General features: G+C 62.2%; 22 protein-coding genes and 1 pseudogene. 18 read left to right on the forward strand and 5 right to left on the reverse strand.

Translation table 11 applies throughout. The features are described from left to right. The first annotated feature begins 139 nt into the window (after window positions 1-139). The 10 genes from pyrG to sppA all read left to right on the forward strand — a co-directional run bounded on the left by pyrG (window position 140) and on the right by sppA (window position 13,249). Window positions 140-1,768: a CTP synthase gene (pyrG, locus tag ACOY6C_RS03260; protein WP_420904043.1), complete on the forward strand. Its 1,629-nt coding sequence runs from the start codon at window positions 140-142 to the stop codon at window positions 1,766-1,768. Between the two features lie 4 nt (window positions 1,769-1,772). Next, on the forward strand, window positions 1,773-2,624 hold the full coding sequence (kdsA, locus tag ACOY6C_RS03265) for a 3-deoxy-8-phosphooctulonate synthase (protein WP_420904044.1): 852 nt from the start codon (window positions 1,773-1,775) through the stop codon (window positions 2,622-2,624). Continuing rightward, entirely contained in the window at window positions 2,617-3,708 is a 1,092-nt protein-coding gene (gene gcvT / locus ACOY6C_RS03270) for a glycine cleavage system aminomethyltransferase GcvT (protein WP_420904045.1), read from the forward strand. The genes kdsA and gcvT overlap by 8 nt, the downstream gene beginning before the upstream one ends. 320 nt (window positions 3,709-4,028) lie before the next feature. Further along, the gene (locus tag ACOY6C_RS03275; protein WP_420904046.1) at window positions 4,029-5,372 is read left to right on the forward strand and encodes a hemolysin family protein; all 1,344 of its coding nucleotides are present in this window, start codon (window positions 4,029-4,031) and stop codon (window positions 5,370-5,372) included. A 337-nt stretch (window positions 5,373-5,709) separates the two neighbouring features. Continuing rightward, entirely contained in the window at window positions 5,710-7,134 is a 1,425-nt protein-coding gene (gene nhaD, locus ACOY6C_RS03280) for a sodium:proton antiporter NhaD (protein ID WP_420904047.1), read from the forward strand. Window positions 7,135-7,417: 283 nt separating this feature from the next. Beyond that, window positions 7,418-8,782 (forward strand): aminomethyl-transferring glycine dehydrogenase subunit GcvPA, encoded by a 1,365-nt coding sequence (gcvPA, locus tag ACOY6C_RS03285; RefSeq protein WP_420904048.1) that lies wholly within the window; start codon window positions 7,418-7,420, stop codon window positions 8,780-8,782. After that, window positions 8,782-10,269 (forward strand): aminomethyl-transferring glycine dehydrogenase subunit GcvPB, encoded by a 1,488-nt coding sequence (gene gcvPB / locus ACOY6C_RS03290; protein ID WP_420904049.1) that lies wholly within the window; start codon window positions 8,782-8,784, stop codon window positions 10,267-10,269. The genes gcvPA and gcvPB overlap by 1 nt, the downstream gene beginning before the upstream one ends. Before the next feature lie 2 nt (window positions 10,270-10,271). Next, window positions 10,272-11,576 carry a phosphopyruvate hydratase gene (gene eno / locus ACOY6C_RS03295; RefSeq protein WP_420904050.1) on the forward strand — a complete coding sequence of 435 codons (1,305 nt, stop codon included), beginning with the start codon at window positions 10,272-10,274 and terminating at the stop codon, window positions 11,574-11,576. Between the two features lie 37 nt (window positions 11,577-11,613). Continuing rightward, complete coding sequence (locus ACOY6C_RS03300; RefSeq protein ID WP_420904051.1) at window positions 11,614-12,093, forward strand: MerR family transcriptional regulator; 480 nt, start codon at window positions 11,614-11,616, stop codon at window positions 12,091-12,093. Window positions 12,094-12,181: 88 nt separating this feature from the next. Next, window positions 12,182-13,249 (forward strand): signal peptide peptidase SppA, encoded by a 1,068-nt coding sequence (sppA, locus tag ACOY6C_RS03305; protein ID WP_420904052.1) that lies wholly within the window; start codon window positions 12,182-12,184, stop codon window positions 13,247-13,249. Between the two features lie 89 nt (window positions 13,250-13,338). Here the strand turns inward: sppA and ACOY6C_RS03310 are convergent, their stop codons facing one another. Both ACOY6C_RS03310 and ACOY6C_RS03315 read right to left on the reverse strand, forming a co-directional pair. Then, complete coding sequence (locus ACOY6C_RS03310; protein ID WP_420904053.1) at window positions 13,339-14,376, reverse strand: Rpn family recombination-promoting nuclease/putative transposase; 1,038 nt, start codon at window positions 14,374-14,376, stop codon at window positions 13,339-13,341. Window positions 14,377-14,381: 5 nt separating this feature from the next. Beyond that, window positions 14,382-14,837: a thermonuclease family protein gene (locus tag ACOY6C_RS03315; RefSeq protein WP_420904054.1), complete on the reverse strand. Its 456-nt coding sequence runs from the start codon at window positions 14,835-14,837 to the stop codon at window positions 14,382-14,384. Between the two features lie 127 nt (window positions 14,838-14,964). On the opposite strand from ACOY6C_RS03315, the gene ACOY6C_RS03320 reads away from it, so the two are divergent. Beyond that, window positions 14,965-15,906, forward strand: a complete 942-nt coding sequence (locus ACOY6C_RS03320; RefSeq protein WP_420904055.1) for a chemotaxis protein CheV — start codon at window positions 14,965-14,967, stop codon at window positions 15,904-15,906. Window positions 15,907-16,058: 152 nt separating this feature from the next. Here ACOY6C_RS03320 and ACOY6C_RS03325 read toward each other — a convergent pair whose 3' ends face one another. The 3 genes and pseudogenes from ACOY6C_RS03325 to ACOY6C_RS03335 form a co-directional block, all read right to left on the reverse strand. Next, window positions 16,059-16,379, reverse strand: a complete 321-nt coding sequence (locus ACOY6C_RS03325; protein WP_420904056.1) for a DUF190 domain-containing protein — start codon at window positions 16,377-16,379, stop codon at window positions 16,059-16,061. Between the two features lie 18 nt (window positions 16,380-16,397). Continuing rightward, window positions 16,398-16,781: a fluoride efflux transporter CrcB gene (gene crcB / locus ACOY6C_RS03330; RefSeq protein ID WP_420904057.1), complete on the reverse strand. Its 384-nt coding sequence runs from the start codon at window positions 16,779-16,781 to the stop codon at window positions 16,398-16,400. A 588-nt stretch (window positions 16,782-17,369) separates the two neighbouring features. After that, window positions 17,370-17,533 (reverse strand): annotated as a pseudogene (locus ACOY6C_RS03335) (IS256 family transposase); the annotation flags it as partial. A gap of 665 nt (window positions 17,534-18,198) precedes the next feature. On the opposite strand from ACOY6C_RS03335, the gene rpsB reads away from it, so the two are divergent. From rpsB to ACOY6C_RS03370, 7 genes are all read left to right on the forward strand, one after another. Continuing rightward, window positions 18,199-18,969 carry a 30S ribosomal protein S2 gene (gene rpsB, locus ACOY6C_RS03340; protein ID WP_420904058.1) on the forward strand — a complete coding sequence of 257 codons (771 nt, stop codon included), beginning with the start codon at window positions 18,199-18,201 and terminating at the stop codon, window positions 18,967-18,969. 39 nt (window positions 18,970-19,008) lie between these two features. After that, window positions 19,009-19,926 (forward strand): translation elongation factor Ts, encoded by a 918-nt coding sequence (tsf, locus tag ACOY6C_RS03345; protein ID WP_420904059.1) that lies wholly within the window; start codon window positions 19,009-19,011, stop codon window positions 19,924-19,926. 237 nt (window positions 19,927-20,163) lie between these two features. Continuing rightward, the gene (gene pyrH, locus ACOY6C_RS03350; RefSeq protein ID WP_420904060.1) at window positions 20,164-20,889 is read left to right on the forward strand and encodes a UMP kinase; all 726 of its coding nucleotides are present in this window, start codon (window positions 20,164-20,166) and stop codon (window positions 20,887-20,889) included. A gap of 131 nt (window positions 20,890-21,020) precedes the next feature. Next, on the forward strand, window positions 21,021-21,578 hold the full coding sequence (frr, locus tag ACOY6C_RS03355; protein ID WP_420904256.1) for a ribosome recycling factor: 558 nt from the start codon (window positions 21,021-21,023) through the stop codon (window positions 21,576-21,578). 158 nt (window positions 21,579-21,736) lie between these two features. Continuing rightward, window positions 21,737-22,456 (forward strand): polyprenyl diphosphate synthase, encoded by a 720-nt coding sequence (gene uppS, locus ACOY6C_RS03360; RefSeq protein WP_420904061.1) that lies wholly within the window; start codon window positions 21,737-21,739, stop codon window positions 22,454-22,456. A 33-nt stretch (window positions 22,457-22,489) separates the two neighbouring features. Then, window positions 22,490-23,320 (forward strand): phosphatidate cytidylyltransferase, encoded by an 831-nt coding sequence (locus tag ACOY6C_RS03365; RefSeq protein WP_420904062.1) that lies wholly within the window; start codon window positions 22,490-22,492, stop codon window positions 23,318-23,320. A gap of 57 nt (window positions 23,321-23,377) precedes the next feature. Further along, window positions 23,378-24,586 (forward strand): 1-deoxy-D-xylulose-5-phosphate reductoisomerase, encoded by a 1,209-nt coding sequence (locus tag ACOY6C_RS03370; protein ID WP_420904063.1) that lies wholly within the window; start codon window positions 23,378-23,380, stop codon window positions 24,584-24,586.

Consider the following 24,586-nt stretch of genomic DNA (forward strand, 5'->3'; position numbering starts at 1 on the left):
AGTGGTATATAGTGACGGAAACCCGACCGGACCAAAGCCCGGTCAACGCACGGAGCATGGCCTCCGATGCTCTCTCCCGCGCCTCGGCAAGGGGGTGAGGGGCTGAATCCCATCCATCAGAACGGATCGAAAGCACGACATGGCCAAATTCATCTTTGTTACCGGTGGCGTGGTCTCCTCCCTGGGCAAGGGATTGGCCGCCGCCTCCCTCGGCAGCCTGCTCCAGGCGCGTGGCTACTCGGTGACCATCCAGAAACTCGACCCTTACATCAACGTCGATCCGGGCACCATGAGCCCGTTCCAGCACGGCGAGGTGTTCGTCACCGATGACGGCGCGGAGACCGATCTGGATCTCGGCCACTACGAACGGTTCCTCGATATCCCGATGAGCCAGGCCAACAACTTCACCACCGGTCGCATTTACCAGCAGGTGATCCGCAAGGAGCGGCGCGGCGACTACCTGGGTTCGACGGTGCAGGTGATCCCGCACATCACCGATGCCATCAAGGAGGTGATCCTGGATGTGGCGCGCGGCAACAACATCGCCATCATCGAGATCGGCGGCACGGTGGGTGACATCGAATCCCTGCCGTTTCTCGAGGCGATCCGTCAGTTGCGCATCGATCTGGGACGGGAGAACACCCTGTTCATCCACCTGACGCTCCTGCCCTACATCCCCACCTCCGGCGAACTCAAAACCAAGCCCACGCAACACTCGGTGAAGGAGTTGCGGGCCATCGGCATCCAGCCGGACATCCTGATCTGTCGCACCGATCGGGAGATCAACGCCTCGGTGCGCAAGAAGATCGGCCTGTTCTGCAACGTCGATCCGGACGCGGTGATCAACTGTCAGGATCAGGAGTCGATCTACCGGGTTCCGTTCGCGCTCCATCTGGAAGGGTTGGCCCGCAAGACGCTCCAGTTCTTGAACCTGCGCGGTTCGGAACACCGCATGGACGACTGGGAGGTGGTGCTGGAGAAGATCGTCAACCCGAGCCACAAGACCACCATCGGCATCGTCGGCAAGTACGTGGAACTCAAGGATGCCTACAAATCCCTGGTCGAGGCGCTCACCCACGGTGGCATCGCCAACGACTGCCGCGTCTCGCTGCGCTGGGTCAACGCCGACGAGATCTCCCAGGACGATCCGAGCGCGCAATTGAGCGGATTGGATGGGATTCTGGTGCCGGGCGGCTTCGGCGAACGGGGTGCCGAGGGGAAGATCCGCGCGGTGCGCTACGCCCGTGAACGCAAGGTTCCCTATTTCGGCATATGCCTGGGCATGCAGATGGCGGTGGTGGAGTTCGCCCGCAACGTCGCCGGACTGGAAGGGGCCTACTCCTCGGAGTTCTCGGATCACACCCCGCATCCGGTGATCGCCCTGCTCACCGAATGGAAGAGCGGGGTTGAGGTGCAACGTCGCGACTCGGAGGTGGACAAGGGGGGCAGCATGCGTCTCGGCGCCTATCCCTGCCGGCTGGTGTCGGGCAGTCGGGCGGCGCAGGCCTATGGTGGCCACCTGGAGATCTCCGAACGGCATCGGCACCGCTACGAGTTCAACAACAACTACCGGGAACGGCTCGTCGAGGCCGGTCTGCTGATCTCCGGCACCAGCCCCGACGGGGAGTTGGTCGAGGTGATCGAAATGGCCGATCATCCCTATTTCGTCGCCTGCCAATACCATCCGGAGTTCAAGTCGCGTCCGCGTTCGCCCCATCCGCTTTTCGCGGCCTTCATCAAGGCGTCGCTGGCCAACCGGAAGGGGTGAGGCCATGTCCACCCCCGCGCGTGACGTCCAGGTGGGCCACCTTACCCTCGGCAATCGACGGCCCCTGGGGGTGATCGCCGGACCCTGCGTGATCGAGGGCGGGGATTTCGCCGCACGACGGGAGTTTGCCTTCGCCACCGCGCGCGCGATCCAGGCGATCGTGAATCGGGTCGGGGTGCCGTGGATCTACAAGGCCTCCTTCGACAAGGCCAACCGCACCTCTTCCGACGGGTTTCGGGGGCCGGGTCTGGAAGAGGGGTTGCGGGTTCTGGAGGCGGTGCGGATGGAGTTCGGCGTGCCGGTGGTCACCGACATCCACACCCCGGAGCAGGCCGAACCGGTCGCCGCCGTGGTGGACATGCTCCAGACCCCGGCCTTTCTGTGCCGTCAGACCGATCTGATCCAGGCCGCAGCCCGTGCCGGACGTCCGGTGAACATCAAGAAGGGGCAGTTCCTGGCCCCCGCCGACATGGCGCGGGTGGTGGAGAAGGCGCGGGCCACAGGCAACGACCGGATACTGGTGTGCGAACGGGGCTTTGCCTTTGGATACGGCGATCTGGTGGTGGACATGCGCGCCCTGGAGATTCTCGGCGAGGCGGGCGCCCCGGTGGTTTTCGATGCCACCCATTCGGTGCAGAAACCGGGTGGCAAGGGTGACTCCTCGGGCGGGGAACGCCGTTTCGTGGCCGCCTTGGCCAGGGCCGCCGTGGCGGTCGGGGTGGCGGCGCTTTTCCTGGAGACCCATCCGGATCCGGACCGCGCTCCGTGCGACGGACCCAACATGGTTCCGTTTGGCCAGCTCGAAGCTTTATTGCGGCAACTCAAGCGACTCGACGAGGTGAGTAAAGATGCATAAGACCATCCTGCACGATCGACACGTTGGGCTGGCGGCGCGTATGGCGCCTTTCGCCGGCTGGGAAATGCCCCTGGACTACGGCTCGCAGATCGCCGAGCACCACGCGGTGCGTCGCGCCTGCGGGGTGTTCGACGTATCGCACATGGGGGTGGTGGATCTGACCGGCGGCGACGTGGCGGGGTTGACCAGCTGGCTGCTGGCCTGTGATCCGGGCCGTCTGACCGATGGGGCGGGTCAATACGGTCTGCTGCTCAACGAACGGGGCGGGGTGACCGATGATCTGATCGCCTATCGGTTGCGTCCGGATCACTTCATGCTGGTGATCAATGCCGGCAACCGTGAGAAGGATCTGGCCTGGATCCGCATCCACGCGCCGGCCCACAACGTCACGGTGACCGAGCGGATCGATCTGGCCATTCTGGCGCTGCAAGGTCCGGAGGCGGTCCGGCATCTGGCGGATGCGCTCCCTTCGGAGATGGCCGAACGGGCCGCCGCGTTGCCGTCGTTCCACATTCTCGAGGAGGGGGGGCGGCGCGTGGCGCGTACCGGCTACACCGGCGAGGATGGCTTCGAGTTGATTCTGCCGCTGGGCGAGGCGGGCGCCGCGTGGGATCGGCTGCTGGCCGCGGGCGTGGCGCCGGTGGGACTCGGCGCCCGCGACACCCTGCGTCTGGAGGCGGGCCTGAATCTGCACGGACACGACATGGACAGCAAGAGCAATCCTCTGGAGCGTGGTCTCGGCTGGACCATCGCCTGGGAGCCGGAGAGCCGGATCTTCTCCGGTCGGCAGGTGCTCGAGCCGTTTCGGCACGATCCGACGTTGCGCAAACGGATCGGCATCCTGTTGATCGACAAGGGGGTGTTGCGCGACCATCTGCCGGTTTTTGTCGATGGCGATGTGGTCGGCGAGATCACCAGCGGCGGTTATTCGCCGACTCTGGAGCGCGGGATCGCTTTGGCGGTGGTGGATTCCCGTCTGCAACCCGGCGCGGCCTGCCAGGTGGAGGTGCGCGGACGGCGCCTGAATGCCCGCGCCGTGCGTCCGCCCTTCGTGAAGTTCGGCCAGTCGGCGCTGCGGGATTGAGGGCCATCCCGGTGTGGCGGGATTCCGTATGACCTAAGGCTTCCTGGTGACTTGCCTGAGGCGGATCTCCCCATCATGCAAGTCACCGGCGCTCTTTGGAAATGACATCCGCGGGGGGATGTGGTAACGTGATCCCCGGCTGGTCGTTCGGATGCCCGCCCGGATCACCGGCGCTCCCCCGGCCAACCTCTGCGAACGCTTGCCTGGAAGTGACTAAGGTGCCAGGAGGGTGCGTCGATCGTTCGGATTCCGGAACATCGACTCGAGCCGTTTGGTTTCGAGGCCCCCGTCTAGACCCGCCTCTCGATCCTTGGAGTTCGATGGAACTGTTCATCCTGCTGTCGATGGTTCTCCTCAACGGCTTGTTCTCCCTGGCAGAGATGGCCGTGATCTCTTCTCGCAAGGTCCGCCTGCAACAGTTGGCCGATGCCGGATCCAGCGGCGCGCGTATCGCGTTGTCGCTTGGCAACGATCCCAGCCGTTTCCTGGCCACCATTCAGGTGGGCATCACCACCATCGGCATCCTCAGCGGCGCCTACGGCGAGGCGGTTTTTCTCAAGATCCTGATCCCGTGGCTGGAGCCGTTGCCCTTGATCGGCGTCCACGCCACCGAGGCGGGACTGGTGATCATCGTCGTGTCGATCACCTTCGTTTCCCTGATCCTGGGGGAGTTGCTGCCCAAACGCCTGGCCCAGCACCATCCCGAATCCCTGGCCATTTTCGTGGCCAAACCCATGTACTGGCTCTCCCGCGTCGCCGCGCCGTTCATCCGTCTGCTTTCCATGACCACCGAAGGTCTGCTGCGCCTGTTGAAGCTTCATCACCACAATGACCCGCCGGTGACCGAGGAGGAGATCCAGGTCCTGATGCGCCAGGGGGCCGAGGCCGGCGTCTTCGAGGAGCACGAGCAGTTGTTGGTCAAGCGGGTGCTCCAGATGGACTCCCGGCGCATCTCGGACATCATGACCCCGCGCATGGAGATCGATCTGCTGAATTTGCAGGATGATCTGGACGTGAATCTGCGCCGGATCGCCGAAAGCCGTCACAACCGGTTTCCGGTCTGCATCGGGGGGTTGGACGAGGTGGTCGGCGTCCTGGACAGCACCAGCCTGCTCAAGAAGACCCTCATGAACGAGCCCATCGACCTGGCGGCGCTGGTCCGACCACCGGTTTTCGTGCCCGCCACCATCGGCATCACCCATCTTTTGGAGTATTTCCGCCGCAACCGGATGGGCATGGTGCTGGTGGTGGATGAGTTCGGTGGCGTGGCCGGTGCGGTGACCCTGACCGATCTGCTGCAAGAGATGGTCGGCGAGCTGGAGGACTGCGCCACCGCCGAGGATCAATCCGTGGTGCTGCGGGAGGATGGATCCATGCTGCTGGATGGGATGCTGGATCTGGAACGTCTGCGCGAATTGACCGGCATCTCGACCCGTTTTCCCTTCGAAGACGAGGGGGGGTATCATACCCTGGCCGGCCTGGCGATGACCATGCTCGAACGCATTCCGCGCGTCGGGGACTGTTTCACCTGGGAGGGCTACCGCTTCGAGGTGGTGGACATGGATCGCAATCGGGTGGATCGGCTCAGCGTCCAGCATATCGGCAGTGGTCATCAGGCCGGCTACAATACCCAGGATCCGGAGAATCTGCTGCCATCCCCGTGAATCCGCCCTGGCTGGGCGTGCCGGGGCTCTGAATCGGGCCCGTGGCGGCACGGTCCGGGAACTGAAACGGAGTTGGAGAGGAGATTCAGCCGCGGGGATCTGCTCACCGCCTTTCAGAAGGATGGCGACCGGTTGTCATCGTCGATGAGTTCGGCGGGTGCGAGGGGATGGACAGCCTGGAAGACATTCTGGAGTGCGTGGTCGGCGACATGCGCGGCGACCCGAACGAATCCACTGTAGGATGAAACCGGGTTCTCGCAGGAATCATGACTCAGGAATGGAGCGTGCGATGTTACCGGAAAATCAGAGAAACAAGACGAACAGGATGCTGTTCGCCATGCTGCTTGCGATGTGCGCCCCATGGCTTTTTCCCGAGGCGTCATGGGCTGGAGGCGTCGTCACGGACGACAAGATCGATCTGACCGGACACTGGGTCGGGATCGCCTCTCTGCTGCTGTTCGTCGGCGCCTATGCGCTGGTCATGGCCGAAGAGGTGACCCATCTGCGCAAATCGAAACCGGTGATCCTGGCCGCGGGCGTCATCTGGATTTTCATCGCGGTAGCCTATAAAGAGGCGGGATCGCCTGCCGTCGCCGAGGTGGCCATCCGCCACAACATCCTCGAATTCGCCGAACTCTGCCTGTTCCTGCTGGTCGCCATGACCTACATCAACGCGCTGGAGGAGCGGCGCGTTTTCGAGGCCTTGCGCTCCTGGCTGGTGCGGTCCGGGTTCTCGTATACCCGGCTCTTCTGGTTGACCGGCGTGCTGGCCTTCTTCATCTCTCCGGTGGCGGACAATTTGACCACCGCCCTGCTGATGTGTGCCGTGGTGCTGGCCGTGGGCAGAAGCGAACCGGTTTTCGTCTCCCTCTCTTGCATCAGCACCGTGGTGGCCGCCAATGCCGGCGGTGCGTTCAGTCCGTTTGGCGACATCACCACCTTGATGGTCTGGCAGAAGGGGATCGTGGAGTTCTGGACCTTTTTTTTGCTGTTCATTCCCTCGGTCGTCAACTGGCTCGTGCCTGCCGCGATCATGAGTTTTTATGTTCCCAAGGGCAAACCGGCTGCCAGTCGTGAGGTCATCACGATGAAGCCGGGCGCGAAACGGATGATCCTGCTGTTTCTTCTGACGATCGTGACTGCGGTATCCTTTCACAATTTCCTGCATCTGCCGCCCATGGCTGGCATGATGACCGGACTCGGATACCTGATGGTGTTCGGCTATCATCTGAAAAAATCGAGCCACAAGAACGCGCATGCGTCAACCAGGTCCGAAGATGACGCATGCCCGGAAGATCCGTTCGACATCTTCCGCAGCATCAGTCGCGCCGAATGGGATACCCTGATGTTCTTCTATGGGGTCATCCTCTGCGTGGGTGGATTGGGGGTGATCGGCTATCTGGGCAACGTCTCCCAGATCCTCTATGAGGGATGGGGACATACGCCGGCCAATGTCATGGTCGGTTTGCTCTCCGCCGTTGTGGACAACATCCCGGTGATGTTCGCCGTGTTGAGCATGGAACCCGGCATGTCGCTGGGACAGTGGTTGCTGGTCACCTTGACCGCTGGTGTGGGTGGCAGTCTTTTGTCCATCGGTTCCGCCGCCGGTGTTGCGCTCATGGGGCAGGCGCGCGGGGTGTATACCTTTGGCAGCCATCTGAAATGGACGCCTGTCATTGCCTTGGGTTACGCAGCCAGCATCTGGGTCCATTTTCTGATCAACTCCGAAACTTTTGGCGTCTTCGGGGCCAGAATGCCCTGATCGACCGCCTTTTTCCATCTCGGTGTGCTGTTTTGCCCGGTCCGAAACCATTCAGACCGGGCATTTTTGTCCGGCTGTCTTTCGAATGCGGGGTGGCCTGGACCTGCCGGTCCCTTCCTGGATCCGTTGCCATCCGTTCCGTAGCGCATGAAAAATGACCTGAATGCGTCCGGAACGCATCACAATGCGTTCCATCGGACGCGATAATCTGCGATACTACGACAGTCGGGTGATCGTTCAAAATGTCATCTTTCTATCCAACTCATTGAATTTAAAATAAAAAATGCCATTCATTCCCCACACTCCCAGCGATGTCGAGGCGATGCTCGGGGCCATCGGCGTCGCGCACCTGGAGACCCTGTTCGAGGAAATTCCGTCCGAACTGCGCGCTCCACCCCTGGAACTTCCCCCCGCGCTCGGAGAGATGGCGGTCGGGCGACTGATGCGCGAACGGGCCGAAGGCGACGGCTCGGGCCTGTGTTTCATAGGCGCCGGCGCCTACGAACACCACATCCCCGCCGCGGTGTGGGAGATCGCCGGACGCGGCGAGTTCATGACCGCCTACACCCCCTATCAGGCCGAGGCCAGTCAGGGCACCTTGCGACTGCTCTACGAGTTTCAGACCATGATGGCCGGTCTGACCGGCATGGACGCGGGCAATGCCTCGATGTACGACGGGGCCACCAGTCTGGCCGAGGCGGTGCTCATGGCCGCCCGCGCCACCACCAACCAGGGCGGGAAGATTCTCTTGCCCGAGACCGTCCATCCCCACCACCGCGCCGTGGTGCGCGCCATGACGCGGGATCTGGATCTGGAGGTGGTGGAGATCCCCTTTGATCCGGTCGAGGGGCGCGTTTCGCTCAAGGCGCTCAACCGCTTCCATGGTCAGAAGGTGGCCGCGCTGGTCATTCCGCAACCCAACTTCTTCGGCATGCTCGAGGAGGTCGATACCCTCACCGACTGGGCCCGGCACGAAGGGGCGATCGTCGTGGGGCAGGTCAATCCGGTGGCCCTCGGACTCCTCAAACCGCCGGGTCAGTGGGGCGCCTCGGGCGCGGATATCGCCTGCGGAGACGGACAACCGTTGGGCATTCCCCTCTCCTCGGGCGGACCGTACTTTGGATTTTTGTGCTGCAAGCAGGCGCTGATCCGTCAGATGCCAGGTCGCATCGTCGGCAAGACCACCGATCCGGAAGGTCGCACCGGCTACATCCTCACCTTGCAGGCCCGTGAACAACACATCCGTCGCGCCAAGGCCACCTCCAACATCTGCACCAACCAGGGGTTGATGACCGTCGCCGCGTCGATCCATCTCTCCCTGCTCGGACCCGATGGCTTGGCGCGCACCGCCGCCACCTGTCACGCCCGGACCCGCGCCCTGGTGGAGAAACTCACCACCATCCCCGGCGTGACCCGCGTGTTCCAGGGACCGTTCTTCCACGAGGCGGTGCTGCGACTGCCCAAGCCGATCGCTCCGGCCCTGGCCCGTCTGGCCCGTCTGGGCATCAACGGCGGTTACCGTTTGGGCGAGAGCTACCCGGAGTTGGATCAGACCATTCTGGTGTGCGCCACGGAGACCCGTACCGAGGCCGATCTGGACCGTTATGCCGACACCCTGTCCTGGGTGCTCAATGTCAAGGAGGGGTGATGAACCAGACCATCTTCGATGCTTCGCGACCGGAGCGGCGCAACATCCAACACATCCCGGAACTCCCGGAAGGGGGTTCGGATCTGCCGGAGCGTTTCCTGCGCGTCGCGCCACCCCCCTTGCCGCGCGTCTCGGAACTCCAGGTGGTGCGCCACTATACCCGGTTGTCGCAGTTGAACTACTCGGTGGATACCCATTTCTATCCGCTCGGTTCCTGCACCATGAAATACAACCCGCGCGCCTGCCATGTGCTCGCCTCGCTGCCGGGTTTCCTGAATCGCCATCCGTTGGCGCCGGTGGAGAGCGGGCAGGGGGTGTTGCGCTGCCTGCATGAGTTGCAGGAGATGCTCGGCGAGATCGCCGGCATGCGCGCGGTGTCGCTGGTGCCCATGGCCGGCGCGCATGGCGAGTTCGCCGGTGTCGCGATGATCCGCGCCTATCACCGCGCTCGTGGCGACGAGGCGCGGCGCGAAATGCTGGTGCCCGACGCCGCCCATGGCACCAACCCGGCCACCGCCGCCATGTGTGGCCTGTCGGTGCGCGAGATTCCCACCACCGCCGCAGGCGATGTGGATATCGAAGCCCTGCGCGCCGCGGTCGGCCCCCATACCGCCGGACTGATGCTCACCAACCCCTCCACGCTCGGGGTGTTCGAGCGCCGGGTCGGGGAGATCGCGGCGATCGTGCACGAGGCCGGCGGGCTGCTCTACTACGATGGCGCCAACCTCAACGCCGTGGCGGGACGGGTCCGTCCCGGCGACATGGGGTTCGACGCGGTACACTTCAACGTCCACAAAACCTTCGCCACTCCCCACGGCGGCGGTGGTCCGGGCGCGGGACCGGTGGCGGTCTCGGAACGTCTCGCCCCCTACCTGCCGGTGCCGGTGGTGAAAAAAAGCCTCGACGACAAGGGGCGCGAGTGGTTCTCCTGGCAAACCGAGGCCGACCTGCCGGAGAGCATCGGTCGTCTGGCCGGCTTCTCGGGCAACATCGGCATCCTGCTGCGCGCCCACATCTACCTGCGCATGCTCGGCGCCGAGGGGGTGCGGCGGGTGTCGGCGTTCGCCACCCTGAATGCCAACTACCTCATGGCACGGCTCATGGCCGAGGGATTCACCGTCGCCTATCCCGATCGGCGCGCCACCCATGAGTTCATCCTGTCGCTCGAGCCGGAACGGAAACGGCTCGGCATCACCGCCCTGGATGTCTCCAAACGTCTGCTGGAGTTCGGCATCCACGCACCGACCATGTATTTCCCCTCTCTGGTCCCGGAGTGTCTCCTGATCGAACCCACGGAGACCGAAACCAGGGAGACCCTGGACCATTTCGTGGACGCGTTGGTCGCCATCCGCCAGGAAGCGGAGAACGATGCGCGTCGTGTGACCTCGGCACCTCACGCCATCCCGGTGCCGGGCGGCGGGGTTGGGCGTCTCGACGCCACCCTGGCGGCCCGTAAGCCGGATCTGATCTGGAAGGAGCGTTCGTAAAGATGTCCATCAGCATTTCCCATGTTCATGCCCGTGAGATCCTCGATTCGCGCGGCAATCCCACCGTCGAGGTGGAGGTGACCACCTCCACCGGCCTCATCGGACGGGCTGCGGTCCCCTCGGGAGCCTCGACCGGCGCCCGCGAGGCCCTGGAGTTGCGCGACGGCGATGCCAAACGCTATCTGGGCAAGGGGGTGAAGAAGGCGGTCACCGCGGTCAACCAATCCATCGCCCCGGCGATTCGCGGCATGGACATCTTCGGTCAGCGCGCCCTGGATGCCCGCATGATCGCCCTCGACGGCACCGCAGATAAATCCGCCCTGGGCGCCAACGCCATCCTCGGCGTGTCGCTCGCCGCCGCCAAGGCCGGCGCCCTGGTTTGCGGTCAACCCCTGTTCCGCTATCTGGGCGGGGTCAATGCCCATCTGCTGCCCACGCCGATGATGAATATCCTGAATGGCGGCGCCCATGCCGACAACAACGTCGATATTCAGGAGTTCATGATCCTGCCGGTGTCCGCCGCCTCGGTGGCCGAGGCGGTCCGCATGGGCGCCGAGGTGTTCCATCAACTCAAGAAGGTGCTCTCCAAACGGGGACTCAACACCGCCGTCGGCGACGAGGGGGGCTTCGCTCCGAATCTGGCCTCCAACGAAGAGGCGCTCCAGGTGATCCTCCAGGCGATCGAAAACGCCGGCTACGCGCCGGGCGAGGATATTTATCTCGGCCTGGATTGCGCTTCGTCCGAGTTCTTCGTGGCCGATACCGGTCGCTACGACCTCAAAGGCGAGGGGCGGGTGATGAGCCGCGAGGAGTTGATCGCCTATTATCAGGGACTCTGTGCGCGCTATCCGATCCTCTCCATCGAGGATGGCTGCGCCGAGGGGGATTGGGAAGGGTGGCGTCTGCTCACCCAGGCTCTGGGCGACAAGGTGCAACTGGTGGGGGATGATCTCTTCGTCACCAATCCGGCGATTCTCGCCGAGGGGGTGCGCAACGGCATCGCCAATGCCATCCTGGTCAAGGTGAATCAAATCGGCACCCTCACCGAAACCCTGGATGCCGTGGAACTGGCCCGTCAATCCGGGTATCCGTCGGTGATTTCGCATCGCTCGGGCGAGACCGAGGATGTGACCATCGCCGATCTGGCGGTGGCCGTGAATGCCGGACAGATCAAGACCGGTTCGCTCAACCGTTCGGACCGCATCGCCAAATACAATCAATTGTTGCGCATCGAGGAGTCCCTGGGCTCGGCGGCGCGTTATGCCGGGAAACGGGCCTTTTTTAACCTGTTCCCGGGCGTTGTTTGATCGACAGGCTGAAACTGAAAAAAAAGGGGGGGGAGACATGAATCTGAGCACGAATTTCATGCCTGCGGAGAACATGGAAACCGCGGGCATGGTCAAGATCGGCGTGGTGGCCAAGCGATTGGGCATTTCGATTCGCACCATTCACATGTACGAACGGGAGCGGTTGTTCATCTCCCACAAGAACCGCGCCGGCACGCGCCTGTTCAATGAGGATGACATCGCCTGGCTCGTCGAGATCCGGCGCATGATCAAATCGAGCATCAGCATCGCCGGCATCCGTTCGCTGATGACGCTGATCCCCTGCTGGGACGTGACCAAGTGTCAATACGCCTCCCGGAACTCCTGTCCCTCCCTCAAGGATAACAACTATCCCTGCTGGAGCAACAAGGAGAGCCAATGCTTCCAGTCGGCGGATATCTGTCGAGCCTGCAAGGTGTACGCGATGCGGTTTCATGTGAGTGACCTCAAGGAGGTGACCGAAATCCGCATGCGACCCGAACTCCTGCTGCAAGCCTGATCAACCTTTAGCCAAGGGTGAGCCCCCTTGCTCTTCGATCGTGGATCCCTTCCCGGGGTCCGCGGTCGAGTGCGCCGCTCGAGCGACCATGGACAAGAACGAACCGAGTTTTGCCGAGGATCCACCCCTGGTCTCCCCGTCGGAAGAGCATGCGGGCGGGGGCTGGATGCGTCAACTGGAAGCCAACCGCGTCCGCGAACGCGAGGTGTTGGAACGGCTGCTGCTGGCCAACCTCAACGAACAGAAGAGAACCCGCCGGGGGCGCAACTGGTTTCGTTTTTTTATCGCCGCCTACCTGATGGCGTTGTTGTGGATGAGCCATCCGGGCAAGGAGATTCCGCATCTGGATGGGTTGTCGGCCAAACGCAAGCATGTGGCGGTGGTCCATCTGCGCGGCATGATCGTCGATGAACTGCCGGGCTCCGCAGACAACATCATCAAAGGGTTGCGCGAGGCATTCGAACATCCGGATACCGAAGCGGTGATCCTGCGCATCAACAGTCCGGGCGGCACGCCGGTGCAGGCGGGTCGGATCTACGATGAGTTCCTGGGTTTGCAGAAACAGCACGCCGAGATGCCGGTCTATGCCGCGCTCGAGGATCTGTGCGCCTCGGGAGGGTATTGGGTGGCTTCCGCCGCCCCGAAGATCTATGCCGACAAGGCGACCCTGGTGGGATCGATCGGCGTGATCATGCAGGGGTTCGGCTTTCAGCAGACCTTGGAAAAATTGGGCATGGAGAGCCGTCTGCTGACGGCCGGGAAGCACAAGGCGCTGCTCGATCCGTTCACGCCGGTGGAGCCGAACCAGAAGCAGCATGTGCAGAATCTGCTTAACCGCATCCACGAGCAGTTCATCAAGGCGGTCGAGGTCGGGCGCGGGGACCGTCTGAAGGCGGGTCGCGAGGAGTTGTTCCAGGGGTTGATCTGGACCGGCGAGGAGGCGGTGAAACTCGGCCTGGTGGATGGTTTGGGCTCGGTGTCGTTCATCAGTCGGCAGTTGATCCGCAACGAACGGTTGGTGGATTTCACCATCGAGGAGGACGTTCTGACTCGCTTCTCCAAGAAGGTCGCCGGCGCGGCACTGGGCGCCCTGCCGCTGGGCGAGGCTTCCAGGAACGCCCTTTCCGTCGGCGATTCCTCCTGGCGTTGGCAGTGAGGATCACGTCCCGGCTCGGATCCAGGCCGCCGCGCGTCCCTTCACGGGGGTGAGGCCGCTTTCGGACCTGGGCAGGTTCCGATTCGGGATCAATGCGGTCTGGAGGCGGAACCGGGCGGGGCGAAGATCTCTTCGGGCGAGCGGGCATCGAGAAGCCGTTCGCTCCAGATCTCCAGGGAGGCGTGATCCGCCTCCTCCAACCTGGCCTTGACCCAGGCCGGGGGATGCCCGAATTTCTTTTGGAACAGTCGCAGCAGAACGTTGCACTCCCCCTTGCTGATTCCGCGCGCCTCTCCGCGCGCCTCTCCGCGCGCCTCGCCTTCTGCCAACAGTTCCCGCACATAAATGGACAGCATGTCGTGGTCCTCCTCGGGATTGACCCATTCAATAAACTCATGCACCTTCTCTTCCCGCAACAGGTGGAAGGTGGTCATGAGATACAAAACAACCGGTACCAGCAGTTCCGGCGCGTCACGCACTGCCTCGGCGATTTGACCGATGGTGGTCATCTGTTCCGAAGGTGAGCGGGTGCCGTATTTGAGTGCCAACAGTCCGGCCTTCAGGCGGGCATGGCGTGACAACTGGGGGTCGGCGGTGGTGCTCAGATCGACGAGACTATATTGCACGTTCAGCAGCCAGGTATGCAAGTCCGCGTCGGCATCGCACAGGGAGACCAGATCGCATGGGTGACGCCATGGGGTGGCGCCATGATAGATCACCAGAGGGATCACGGCGGGCAGGGTTTGCCAGTCCGGGCCGGATTCGCGGAGGGTCTGTTCGGCAATGGCCATGATGCCGCGCGCGATCTGCCAGCCAACTTTCCGGTCTGGATAGCTCTTGTGTTCGGTCAGTACATGCACGAGCAGGGGGGCCTTCTTGCCGGTCAGGCGTACCCGGAAGAGCTTGTCCGATAGAAACGTACCCAATGCATCCGGGACAAAGGCGCCTTCGACGATCTCCGGCAGATCATCCGTCAGGCGGGCGGCGATCACGGGCGGCAGACGTTCGCGCAGCAGATGGGCCACGGTCTCCGGATGGGAGAGGAGGATCTTGAAGAGGCGGTCGTGGGGTTGGGCCAGATCCAGCATGCTGGCGGGATCGCGTGGCGGATTGGGTGTGGGATGCATGCGGGTTACTTCCATTCCGGGTGGGGATGGGCCTGCTTCCAGACCCAGGGTGGCGTCGGGTTGGGTTCGGACCAGAGGCCGATTCTGCGTTGTCGGGCCTCTTTCTCCAGACGGGTCAGCTCCGGGTTCTTGCCATAACGGACATGGCGCCAGGCCAGGCCGACCCGTACCATCTCCTTGCCGAAATCCTCCAGACCGTCACATTTCACCCAGCCCACCACCCGATCGTAGCGGTCGCGCTCCTTTTCATGGATTTGCACCATCCGCTTGCCGACCAACTGTTCCGCATGGCGGCGCGCCACGTCGGCAAAGGGCTGTCCGTGCTCCGGGGCGTCGATCTCGGCCACTCGCACCTTGATTTTGCGACCATCGCCCCGATCCACCACCAGCGAGTCCCCATCCGTCACCCGGATCACCTGGCCTTGCCATGTCTCGGTGCGCGCGGATGCGGGGATGAACAAACATCCGATCAGCAAAAACTTTGTGAACGCACGCAGAAAAAACCGGTATTTCAGTCCAAAAGCGTGTATGCTGTAAGCTGGCGCTTTCATCGATGATCCCTCTCTTTTCGTTATAAGGACTGCCGCAATGAGAGTCAGCAAGCCGGACGACAATTTCATGGCCGATGTCAACAAACGCGCCAATCTCGCTTTCAGCAACGAGATGGAAATGTTGACCTTTGTCTTGACCGATGGCCAACTCTATGGCCTGAATGTCTTCAAGATCATCGAGATCATCGAGTGTCCCAAAACCATCACCCGTATTCCTCAATCGCACCCGGCCATCAAGGGCACCATCGATTTTCGTGGCCATGCCATCAATCTGCTCGACCTCTCCGAGGCGTTGGGACTTGAACCGGTTGCTTATCTCACGAATTTGAGTTACGTCCTGGTGTGCGAATACAGCACCTCCATCCAGGGATTTCTGGTCAGCGAACCGGATCGACTGATCCAGAAGAGTTGGAACGATGTGATTCGTCCCGACGGGGCGCTCTACGGTGGCAGTTATCTCACCGCGATCACCTATGACAACGATCGAACTGTCCAGATTTTGGATGTCGAAAAAATACTTGGAGATATCGTCGGGATCGAGGATGTCATATCCCAGGATCTCGCGCAACGCGCCAAGAAACTCCGGATCGAAAATTTTCATGTTCTGGCCGTGGATGACTCCACCGCCGCCCGGCAACTCATGGCCTCGGCGTTCAACCAGCTGGGTCTGCGTCACACGATGTTCGACAGCGCGGACAAGGCGTTGGCCGAACTGGAGCGGTGCGTGGCGTCCGGAGAGATCCCGTACAACATCATTTTCTCCGACATCGAAATGCCGGTGATGGATGGTTTCACGTTTACCCGCAAGGTGCGTCAGATCCCCAAACTGGCCAATATCTATCTGGCCTTGCACAGTTCGTTGAGCAACCGTTCGAATCAGGAGAAGGCGGAGCAGATGGGGGCCAATGCCTTCATTCCGAAGTTCCAGCCCAACAAGATCGCCACCGCGATTCTTGAGCAGATCGAGAACGCCGCCTGACGGAGCGATCTCCAGGGCGTGCGCTTCCTGCCCTGGGTCAGAACGTTGCGCGCGCGACGGGAGCGCCGTTGGGGCGCAGTGCGATGCCAGTTTCCGCGCGCAGACGGACTCTGCGGAGTGCGCGGTTTTCCATCCTGGTGTTTGGCGTGCCGTCACGACTTGCCCAGAACCCCGAATTCCACCGGAAGTTTGACGTGGAACAGGGAGAGGTTTTCCCGCCGGATCCGTTCGAGAAAGGCATCCAGCCTGTGCTCGTCGGCCATGAACAGCACCGCCACCGGTTGATCCCCCGCCAGTTCGAAGAATGACTCTTCATGCAGGATTCCGTGTCGTCCGAATCCGGCGATGGAGCGGAACGCGGATCCGCCCGGCAATCCGCATTCCCGCGCCTGCTCCAGAAGCCATTCATGGATAAGAATGCCATGATGGCGTTTATTCTCCCGTACGAAAATGAGAAGGGTGAAGCCTTGCATGGCGTGGTTCCCGTGGGTTCAGGTTGTCAGAAGCTTGAAGGTCCAGATGCCGAGGGCGGTCATGGTGAGGGATCCCAGCAGGTGCCCCCCCGCCGTGGCTGCGGCCCAGCCATACTCCTGGTGTATCAACAATCCCACCACCTCGGCGGAGAAGGTGGAAAAGGTGGTCAATCCACCCAGAAAACCGGTGATCACGAACAGGCGCGCCTCCGGCGGCAGGCCGGAGTGGTGGGAAAAGAGGGCGATGGCCATCCCGATCAGGTAGCCGCCCAGGAGGTTGGCGGTCAGGGTGCCGAGGGGCACGGTGGGGAAGAGCGGATTGAGGAGTATGCCGAGCCACCAGCGCAACCAAGCGCCACAGGCGGCCCCCATGCCGACGGCGAGAATCGCGAGGGGTTCCATGTCGTTATGATCCGGATGGTTGATGGTGTACTACGATGGATCCTCCGCGCATGCCAAAGCGCGGGCCAAAGGCTTTCCGAGCCGTTCCGCCCCCACGAAATCGATGCTGTCCAGGGCCTGGGCTCCGACTATTCGAAAAATCCCGTCATGGCGTAAATCTGACAGATCAACCCTATCGGCTCCCCCCATGATCAAGCTGCTTTCCTTGATTTGCAAGATCGCTTCCACTGTGAGTGGTGTCTGTCGGATCCCCCGGTTTGACCGCTGGCACCTCACCTGTCGTCCAATGACGACGAACAAAGTTGTGATTGATCAAATGGATATCCAACCTCCTTTGCAGACCTTTCGTCGTCTTGGCGTAGGTGTCTGTGCGTCGTCGAAAGGCGCTGTTGCGACGACGGGTGGCCGTATTCTGTCCTTCCAGAGGGTTGGCTCCTGGTCACGGATGTCTTGCACGGTTTCTGGATGTTCGGGTTGCGGGGCTTGGTACTTGGGCCGCTTCGGTCCCCGTTTGTGTTTCTGGCTTCCTTTGTTCTTGATTCTGATTTGACCTTTTTGGGCAGTACATGCCGAGGGTGTCCCCTCTTCCCGGTTTTCAGTGCGTTCGTGCCTCTCAGCCTTCAAGGATTCTGTGACCCGCGCTTCCAAGATCTGGTTCAAAACCGCCTCAACCAGCGTCGCCAGACCGCTCTGCCCGTTCAATAAATCTGGTAACTTAAGTTTCGTTCAACATTCATTTCGTATCCAGCTATCGCTTCGGTTTCTTTTCTTCGGTTGATCAACATTTCAATAATGCCATTCTGCCGAATCGAAGCGGTGGTTGCCCGCCCCCAGTTTTACCGTGGAACTCCTGAAGGGAGGTCCATGGCAAGGGGGGTGAGGAGAATCCCCCCATCAGGCAAGTTACGGCAGTTTATGGACTCAATTTCGGCACGATGGGCAGGTGAGAGCCTCCCGCAGCAAGCCCCTTCACCAGGTATTCATGAAAGACATGGTTTATAAAAATCAACAGGTTGAAAAGTCCGTTTCTTGCCAAGAATGGTTTTTTGCGGGGGACTCAGGTCACGGTTTCATGAATGTTCATGAGACTGGATTACAGTCTCTGCCAGCGTCAGTCAAGGGCGGTCAGAACAGTCGGAGCCCGGTGCCGGGCTTGAATGGTGATAACAAAAACTTGAATCCGGCGCTCCTGGCTTTCGGATGAGGAAGAATTCCGGTCGATCGGTCTGTTTCGCTTGCAATTCGTGAGTCAGAGCGGGTACACTGTGCGGGTTTCAACCTGTTTCCCATTTCACACGCGACCTTGCCGGCGGTCCCGGCTCCCCACGAAAGATGGGGGTGTGGATCTCCTTGCCAACCGGTTGTCGCGGAGGATCAAGCCGAACCTTAAACCGAACAAAGAGGACAAAGAACCATCATGGCAACGTTTTCGATTCGTGAACTCCTGGACGCGGGCTTCCATTTCGGTCACCAGACCAAGCGCTGGAATCCCAAAATGGGCCGCTACATCCATTCGGCCCGCAACGGCGTTCACATCATCAATCTGCAAAAAACCATCTACATGCTGCGTGATGCCTGTCGTTTCGTCACCGAGCGGGCGGGCGGCGGCGGCGTGGTGCTGTTCGTGGGCACCAAACGCCAAGTGGTCGATCTGGTGGCCGAGGAGGCCAAGCGGACCGGTCAGTTCTATGTCAACCACCGTTGGCTGGGCGGCACGCTCACCAACTGGAAAACCATCCAGGAATCCATCCGCCGCCTGAAGGATATCGAGAAGATGCGCGAGGACGGTTCCATGCAGTATCTCCCGAAAAAGGAGGTTCTGCATCTGGATCGCCAGCGCGAAAAGATGGAGCGTTCCCTGGGCGGCATCAAGGATATGAGCCGTCTGCCGGATCTGATCATCGTCGTCGATGTCAACAAGGAGTCGATCGCGGTGGCCGAGGCCAACAAACTCAACATCCCGGTGGTGGCACTGGTCGATTCCAACTGCGATCCGGACCACATCGACTGGGTGGTCCCCGGCAACGACGACGCCATCCGCTCCCTCAAGCTCTTCTTGAACAAGATGGGCGATGCCATCCTCGAGGGTCGCCGCCCGGAGGTGACCGAGGCCATGTTCGATGCCCGCAAGGATGCACCGGTTTCGAACGAAGCGGTGGCCGACACCGTGGTTTCGACGGAATCTTGAGATAAATCCGATATTTGACCCGAAAAGGAAATTCGTGACATGTCTGCTGTCAGTGCAAATTTGGTGAAAGAACTCCGCGAGAAGACCGGAGCCGGCATGATGGATTGCAAAAAGGCGCTCACCGAGACCCAAGGCGACCTTGAGGCCGCCGTGGATTGGCTGCGCAAGAAGGGGATCTCCTCCGCCTCCAAGAAGTCGGGCCGCGTGGCCGCCGAGGGCAAGGTGGTGGTGGCCTCCGAAGGGAATCACGGTCTGCTGCTGGAGGTCAACTCCGAGACCGACTTCGCGGCCAAGAACGAAAAGTTCATGAACTTCATCCAGACCGCCGTTCAGGCCGGTCTCGAGGCGAAGGTGGCCGATATCGAGGCCATGGCCGCCGTGCCGTATCCGGGAGCGGGTCACAGTGTGGGCGAAGAGTTGACCGCGCTGATTGCCGGCGTTGGCGAGAACATGAACCTGCGCCGCGTGGTCCGTCTGGAAGCGGCCCAGGGGGTGGTGGTCGGTTACCTGCACATGGGGGGCAAGATCGGTACGCTGGTGTCGCTGGAGTCCGCCGCCGCCGATCAGGAGGTTCTGCGCGAACTCGGCAAGAAGATCGCCATGCACGTTGCCGCCTCGACCCCGTTGTACCTGAACCGGGACGCGGTGCCGGGTGGGGATCTGGATCGGGAGCGCGATGTGCTGGCCGATCAGGCGCGCGCCTCGGGCAAGCCGGAGAGCATCATCGAGAAGATGGTGCAGGGACGTCTTTCCAAGTTCTACGGCGAGACCTGTCTGGTGGAGCAGCCGTTCGTGATGGATCCGGAGCAGACCGTGCAGGCGGTGGTGGATGCCGCGGCCAAGAGTCTGGGCGCGCCGATCCGCGTGGCCGGCTTCGCCCGTTTCATGATGGGCGAGGGTCTGCAGAAGCGCGACGACGATTTTGCCGCCGAGGTGGCCAAGCAGGTCGGCCAGTAAGGGGCGCTGCCTCTCGCTTCTGACATGCGATGCGCGCGGGGTTCGGGCCTGGGTCCGGCCTGCGCGCATCCGTTTTGGCCGATGTGCGGGATGGGAGGATCCTCTCACCCCGCGACCGTGGATTCCCCCCTTGCAGGCGTTCCACGGTGAACATCGGGATGGCTCCCTCAACCCTGGTTCCCCCGGACGGTCCGTCAAGGAACCCATTCGACATCGATATTTTGGAGTGACCCTGGCGTGGCGAAGCGGCGCATTCTGCTGAAATTGTCCGGCGAGGCTCTGATGGGATCCCAGGGCGAGAGCCTGGATCCGCCATTCCTGCGCGCCCTCGCTGCGGAGATCCGTGAGGTGTGGGGTCTGGGGGTTCAGGTCGGGGTGGTGATCGGGGGTGGCAACATCTTCCGTGGTGCGTATGGCGCATCCCTCGGCATGGAGCGCTCCAGCGCCGATCAGATGGGCATGCTGGCCACGGTGATCAACTCCCTGGGGGTGCAGGCTGCCCTCGAGGGGTGCGGCGTGCCGACGCGGGTGCTGTCGGCCATCCCCATGAGTCCGATCGCGGAGCCGTTCGTGCAACGCGATGCGGTGCGCCATCTCGAAGAGGGGCGGGTGGTGATCTTCGCCGCCGGCACCGGCAACCCCTATTTCACCACCGATACCGCAGCCAGTCTGCGCGCCGCCGAGATCCACGCGGATCTGTTGCTCAAGGCCACCAAGGTGGATGGGGTCTACGACTCCGATCCCAAGAAAAACCCCGATGCCAAACGGTTCACCTCCCTGACCTACGACGAGGTGTTGCGTCTGGGGCTCGGGGTGATGGATCTGACCGCCATCACGCTCTGTCGCGACAACCGCATTCCGTTGTGCGTTTTTTCCATTCTGGAGCGGGGTTGCCTGACGGCGATCCTCTCCGGGGAGCCGAGAGGCACCACCATCGGTTTTGGCGGCGTCGAACGGTCTTGACTTTTGGCGTGACCGATATCCTTGACCGTGGAACTCCCGAAGGGAGGTCCCACGGTCAAGGGGGTGAGGGGGCTCCCCCCTCATGCAAGTTAGACAGACCCTCATTTTACAAGCCTGGGAGAGACCGGATGATCGACCCCGCCGTGATGCAGACCCTGGATCAACGCATGACCAAGACCATCCTGGCGCTCAAGGAGGAGCTGTCCGCCGTGCGCACCGGGCGAGCCTCGACCAACCTTCTGGACCGGATCGTGGTGCAAGCCTATGGTTCGGAGACCCCATTGAATCAGGTTGCCACCCTCAATGTGCCGGAACCGCGTCTGATCACCATCCAGCCCTGGGACAAGAAGCTCATCAAGGCGATCGAGAAGGGGATCCTGGAGTCGGATCTGGGATTGAACCCCTCCAACGACGGGGTGTTGATTCGCGTGCCCCTGCCGGAACTCAACGAGGAGCGGCGCAAGGAGTTGGTCAAAATGGTCCAGAAAACCGGCGAGCAGACCAAGGTTGCCTTGCGCAACGTGCGACGCGAGGCCATGGAGATGTACAAGAAGCAGGAGAAGAACAAGGAGATCTCCCAGGACGATCTGCGCCATCTGGAAAAGGTGGTGCAGGAGCACACCGATCAACGTGTCAAAGAGGTCGATGAGATCGTGGCCCACAAAGAGGCCGATGTGATGCGGGTGTGAGTCTTTTTTGATGGGGGCTCGCATGCTTCGAGCCCGAAACCTCGGGATCCCGTAAGACAAGAGATCGGTCGAAGGATCCTTTAATCCTTCGATCCCGGAACCCCGGAAGGGTGCCCAGGGATCGGTTTTTCTCCAGTAGGGTTGTCACGAAGACGGTCATGACCCCCGTACCTCCAGAGAAGATGCCCCGGCATATTGCCATTGTCATGGATGGCAATCGGCGTTGGGCCAAGGCCCGTTTTTTGCCCAAGATCGAAGGGCATCGGCGCGGGGTCAAGGCGGTGCGGCGCACGGTCGAGGCCTGTCTGGATCTTCGGGTGCCGACCCTGACCCTCTATACCTTCTCTTCGGAGAACTGGAACCGGCCCGAGGAGGAGGTCTCCTCTCTGATGAACCTGCTGGCCATCCATCTGCGCAAGGAGATGGACGAACTGGTCGAAGAGGGGGTACGGTTTCGGGCCCTGGGCCGGATTCAGGAGTTGCCGGGGAATATTCAGTCCCTGGTGCGCGAGTTGGAAGAGAAGACCCGGAACAACACCCGGTTGGATTTCAACATCGCCCTGAACTACGGTGGACGCATCGAACTGGTGGATGCCGCCCGTGCCCTGGCGCGGGAGGTGGCTGCCGGAACCCTTGATCCCGAGGAGATCGACGAGGTTCGGTTGTCCGCCCGTCTGACCACCGCGGGTCAGGTCGATCCGGATCTGCTGATCCGCACCGGCGGCGAACAGCGCATCAGCAACTTTCTGCTGTGGCAGATGGCCTACACGGAGATGGTGTTTTTGCCGATTTTCTGGCCCGAGTTCGATACCGCGCATTTGGAACAGGCCATTCGTGAGTATGCCGGCAGGGATCGCCGTTTCGGCGCGGCCCGATAATTTTTGTTGGATAACCTTGGGATACCACGCCGGATGATCGTTCGCGCCCTGTCCGCCCTGGCCCTGGCACCGCTCCTGATCGGGCTGATCCTGGTCGGTTCCCGAACCGCCCTTTTCGTGCTGCTGGTCGCGGCCAGCGTCCTGTTGCTCTGGGAGTGGCTGCGCCTGCGAGAGCCCTTCCTGCCGATTCCCCATGTTCCGCTGCTTCTGGCGCAGATTCTGATGCTGTACACCGGTTACCGGGGGTATCCAGGCTGGATTGGCATCGAGCTGTCGTTGATCCTGATCGGCCTGTTCGCCTGGTCCCTGGTGGAGTACCAACCTGGCGAGATGGTGTCGCCCAAGGTCGGGTTTCGCTTCATGGGGGTGGTCTACTGCGGCGTGCCGATGATGTTCATCGATGGGCTGCGCGCCATGCCCATGGGGGGCAAACTGATCTGCGTTCTGCTGTTCGTCGTTTGGGCCACGGATACCGGCGCCTATCTGGTGGGTCGCACCTGGGGCCAGGCGAAGATCGTGCCCAACATCAGTCCGAACAAGACCTGGGCCGGCTTTTGGGGTGGCACCGGCGCCGGGGTGGTGATCGGCACGGCGGCTCTCAAGGGGTTCGGCGTGCCGTTCGGCTGGATCGAGAGCCTGGGCGTAAGCCTGCTGCTCGCCCTCTCCAGCCACGCGGGGGATCTGGTCGAATCGGTGCTCAAGCGCGAATCCGGGGTCAAGGATGCCGGTCGTCTGATCCCCGGACATGGGGGGCTCCTGGACCGTTTGGACAGTCTGTTGTTCGTGGCGCCGATCTTCTACGCCTATCTGCGGGTGCGCACGAGCGGCGTGCCGTTGGGAGCGTGGTTCCTTGGCGGTCTGTGATGGGCGCGGGATGATGCGTGTCTGTCGCGTTCTGGATGAGAATCGCGAGGGGCTGTCGTGAAGCGGTTGGCGATCCTCGGCTCCACCGGCTCCATCGGTTTGAGCGCCCTGGATGTGGTCGCGGCCTGTCCGGAGCGGTTCGAGGTCGTGGCTCTGGCCGCGGGAAGCAACGTCCGGGTCATGGTCGAGCAGGCGCGGCGCTTCCGTCCGAAGGTGATCGCCCTGGCGGATGAACAGGCCGCCGATGCGGCGCGTCGGGCGTTGGCCGGGGAGTCGATCGAGGTGCTTTCCGGCATGGCCGGGGTGGAGCGGGTCGGGGGATGGCCGGAGGCGACCATGGTGCTGTCGGCCATGGTGGGCGCGGCGGGATTGCGACCGACCTTGGCCGCCCTGCGCGCCGGCAAGGATGTGGCCCTGGCCAACAAGGAGTGTCTGGTGATCGCCGGATCCCTGTTCATGGCCGAGGCGGTCAAGGGCGGCGCGCGGGTGATTCCGGTGGATTCGGAACACAGCGCGATTTTCCAGGTTCTGGTCAATGGGCGGACCAGGCTCGATGTGGGCCCCCTGACGACCGAGCCGGAGGTGCGGCTGATCCTGACGGCCTCGGGGGGACCGTTCAAGGGGTGGAGCCGGGAGCGGCTCGCCGCCGTGACGCCCGATCAGGCGTTGGCCCATCCCAACTGGAACATGGGTCGAAAGATCACCATCGATTCGGCCAGCTGCATGAACAAGGGGCTGGAGGTGATCGAGGCGCACCATCTGTTCGGGGTGGCGGCGGAGCGGATCGAGGTGGTGGTTCATCCGGAGAGCATCGTCCACTCCATGGTGGCCTATGCGGATGGGTCGGTGCTGGCGCAACTGGGGGTGCCGGACATGCGCACGCCGATCGCGGTGGCGTTGGCCTGGCCGGAGCGGATTTCGGCCCCGGTGCCGGCGCTTGACCTGCCCGCCCTGGGCCGTCTGACTTTTGCCGGTCCGCCCGATCCGGAGGCGTTCCCCTGTCTGGGGTTGGCCTATGCGGCGCTGCGGGCGGGGGGCGTGGCGCCGGCGATGCTCAATGCCGCCAACGAGGTGGCGGTGGCGGCGTTTTTGGAACATCGGATCGGTTTTCTGGATATTCCGCGTCTGATCCAGGGGTGTCTGGAGCGGTCGCATGCGGAGGGAGACGGGGGATCCCTGGAAGGTTTGCTGGCGGTGGATGGTTGGTCAAGGGCTTGTGCCGAGGCGTGGATTCGCCGGCATGCGGATGGCGTGGAGCGGAATTAA

It is taken from the genome of Candidatus Magnetaquiglobus chichijimensis, assembly GCF_045865675.1.
GTDB lineage: Bacteria > Pseudomonadota > Magnetococcia > Magnetococcales > Magnetaquicoccaceae > Magnetaquiglobus > Magnetaquiglobus chichijimensis.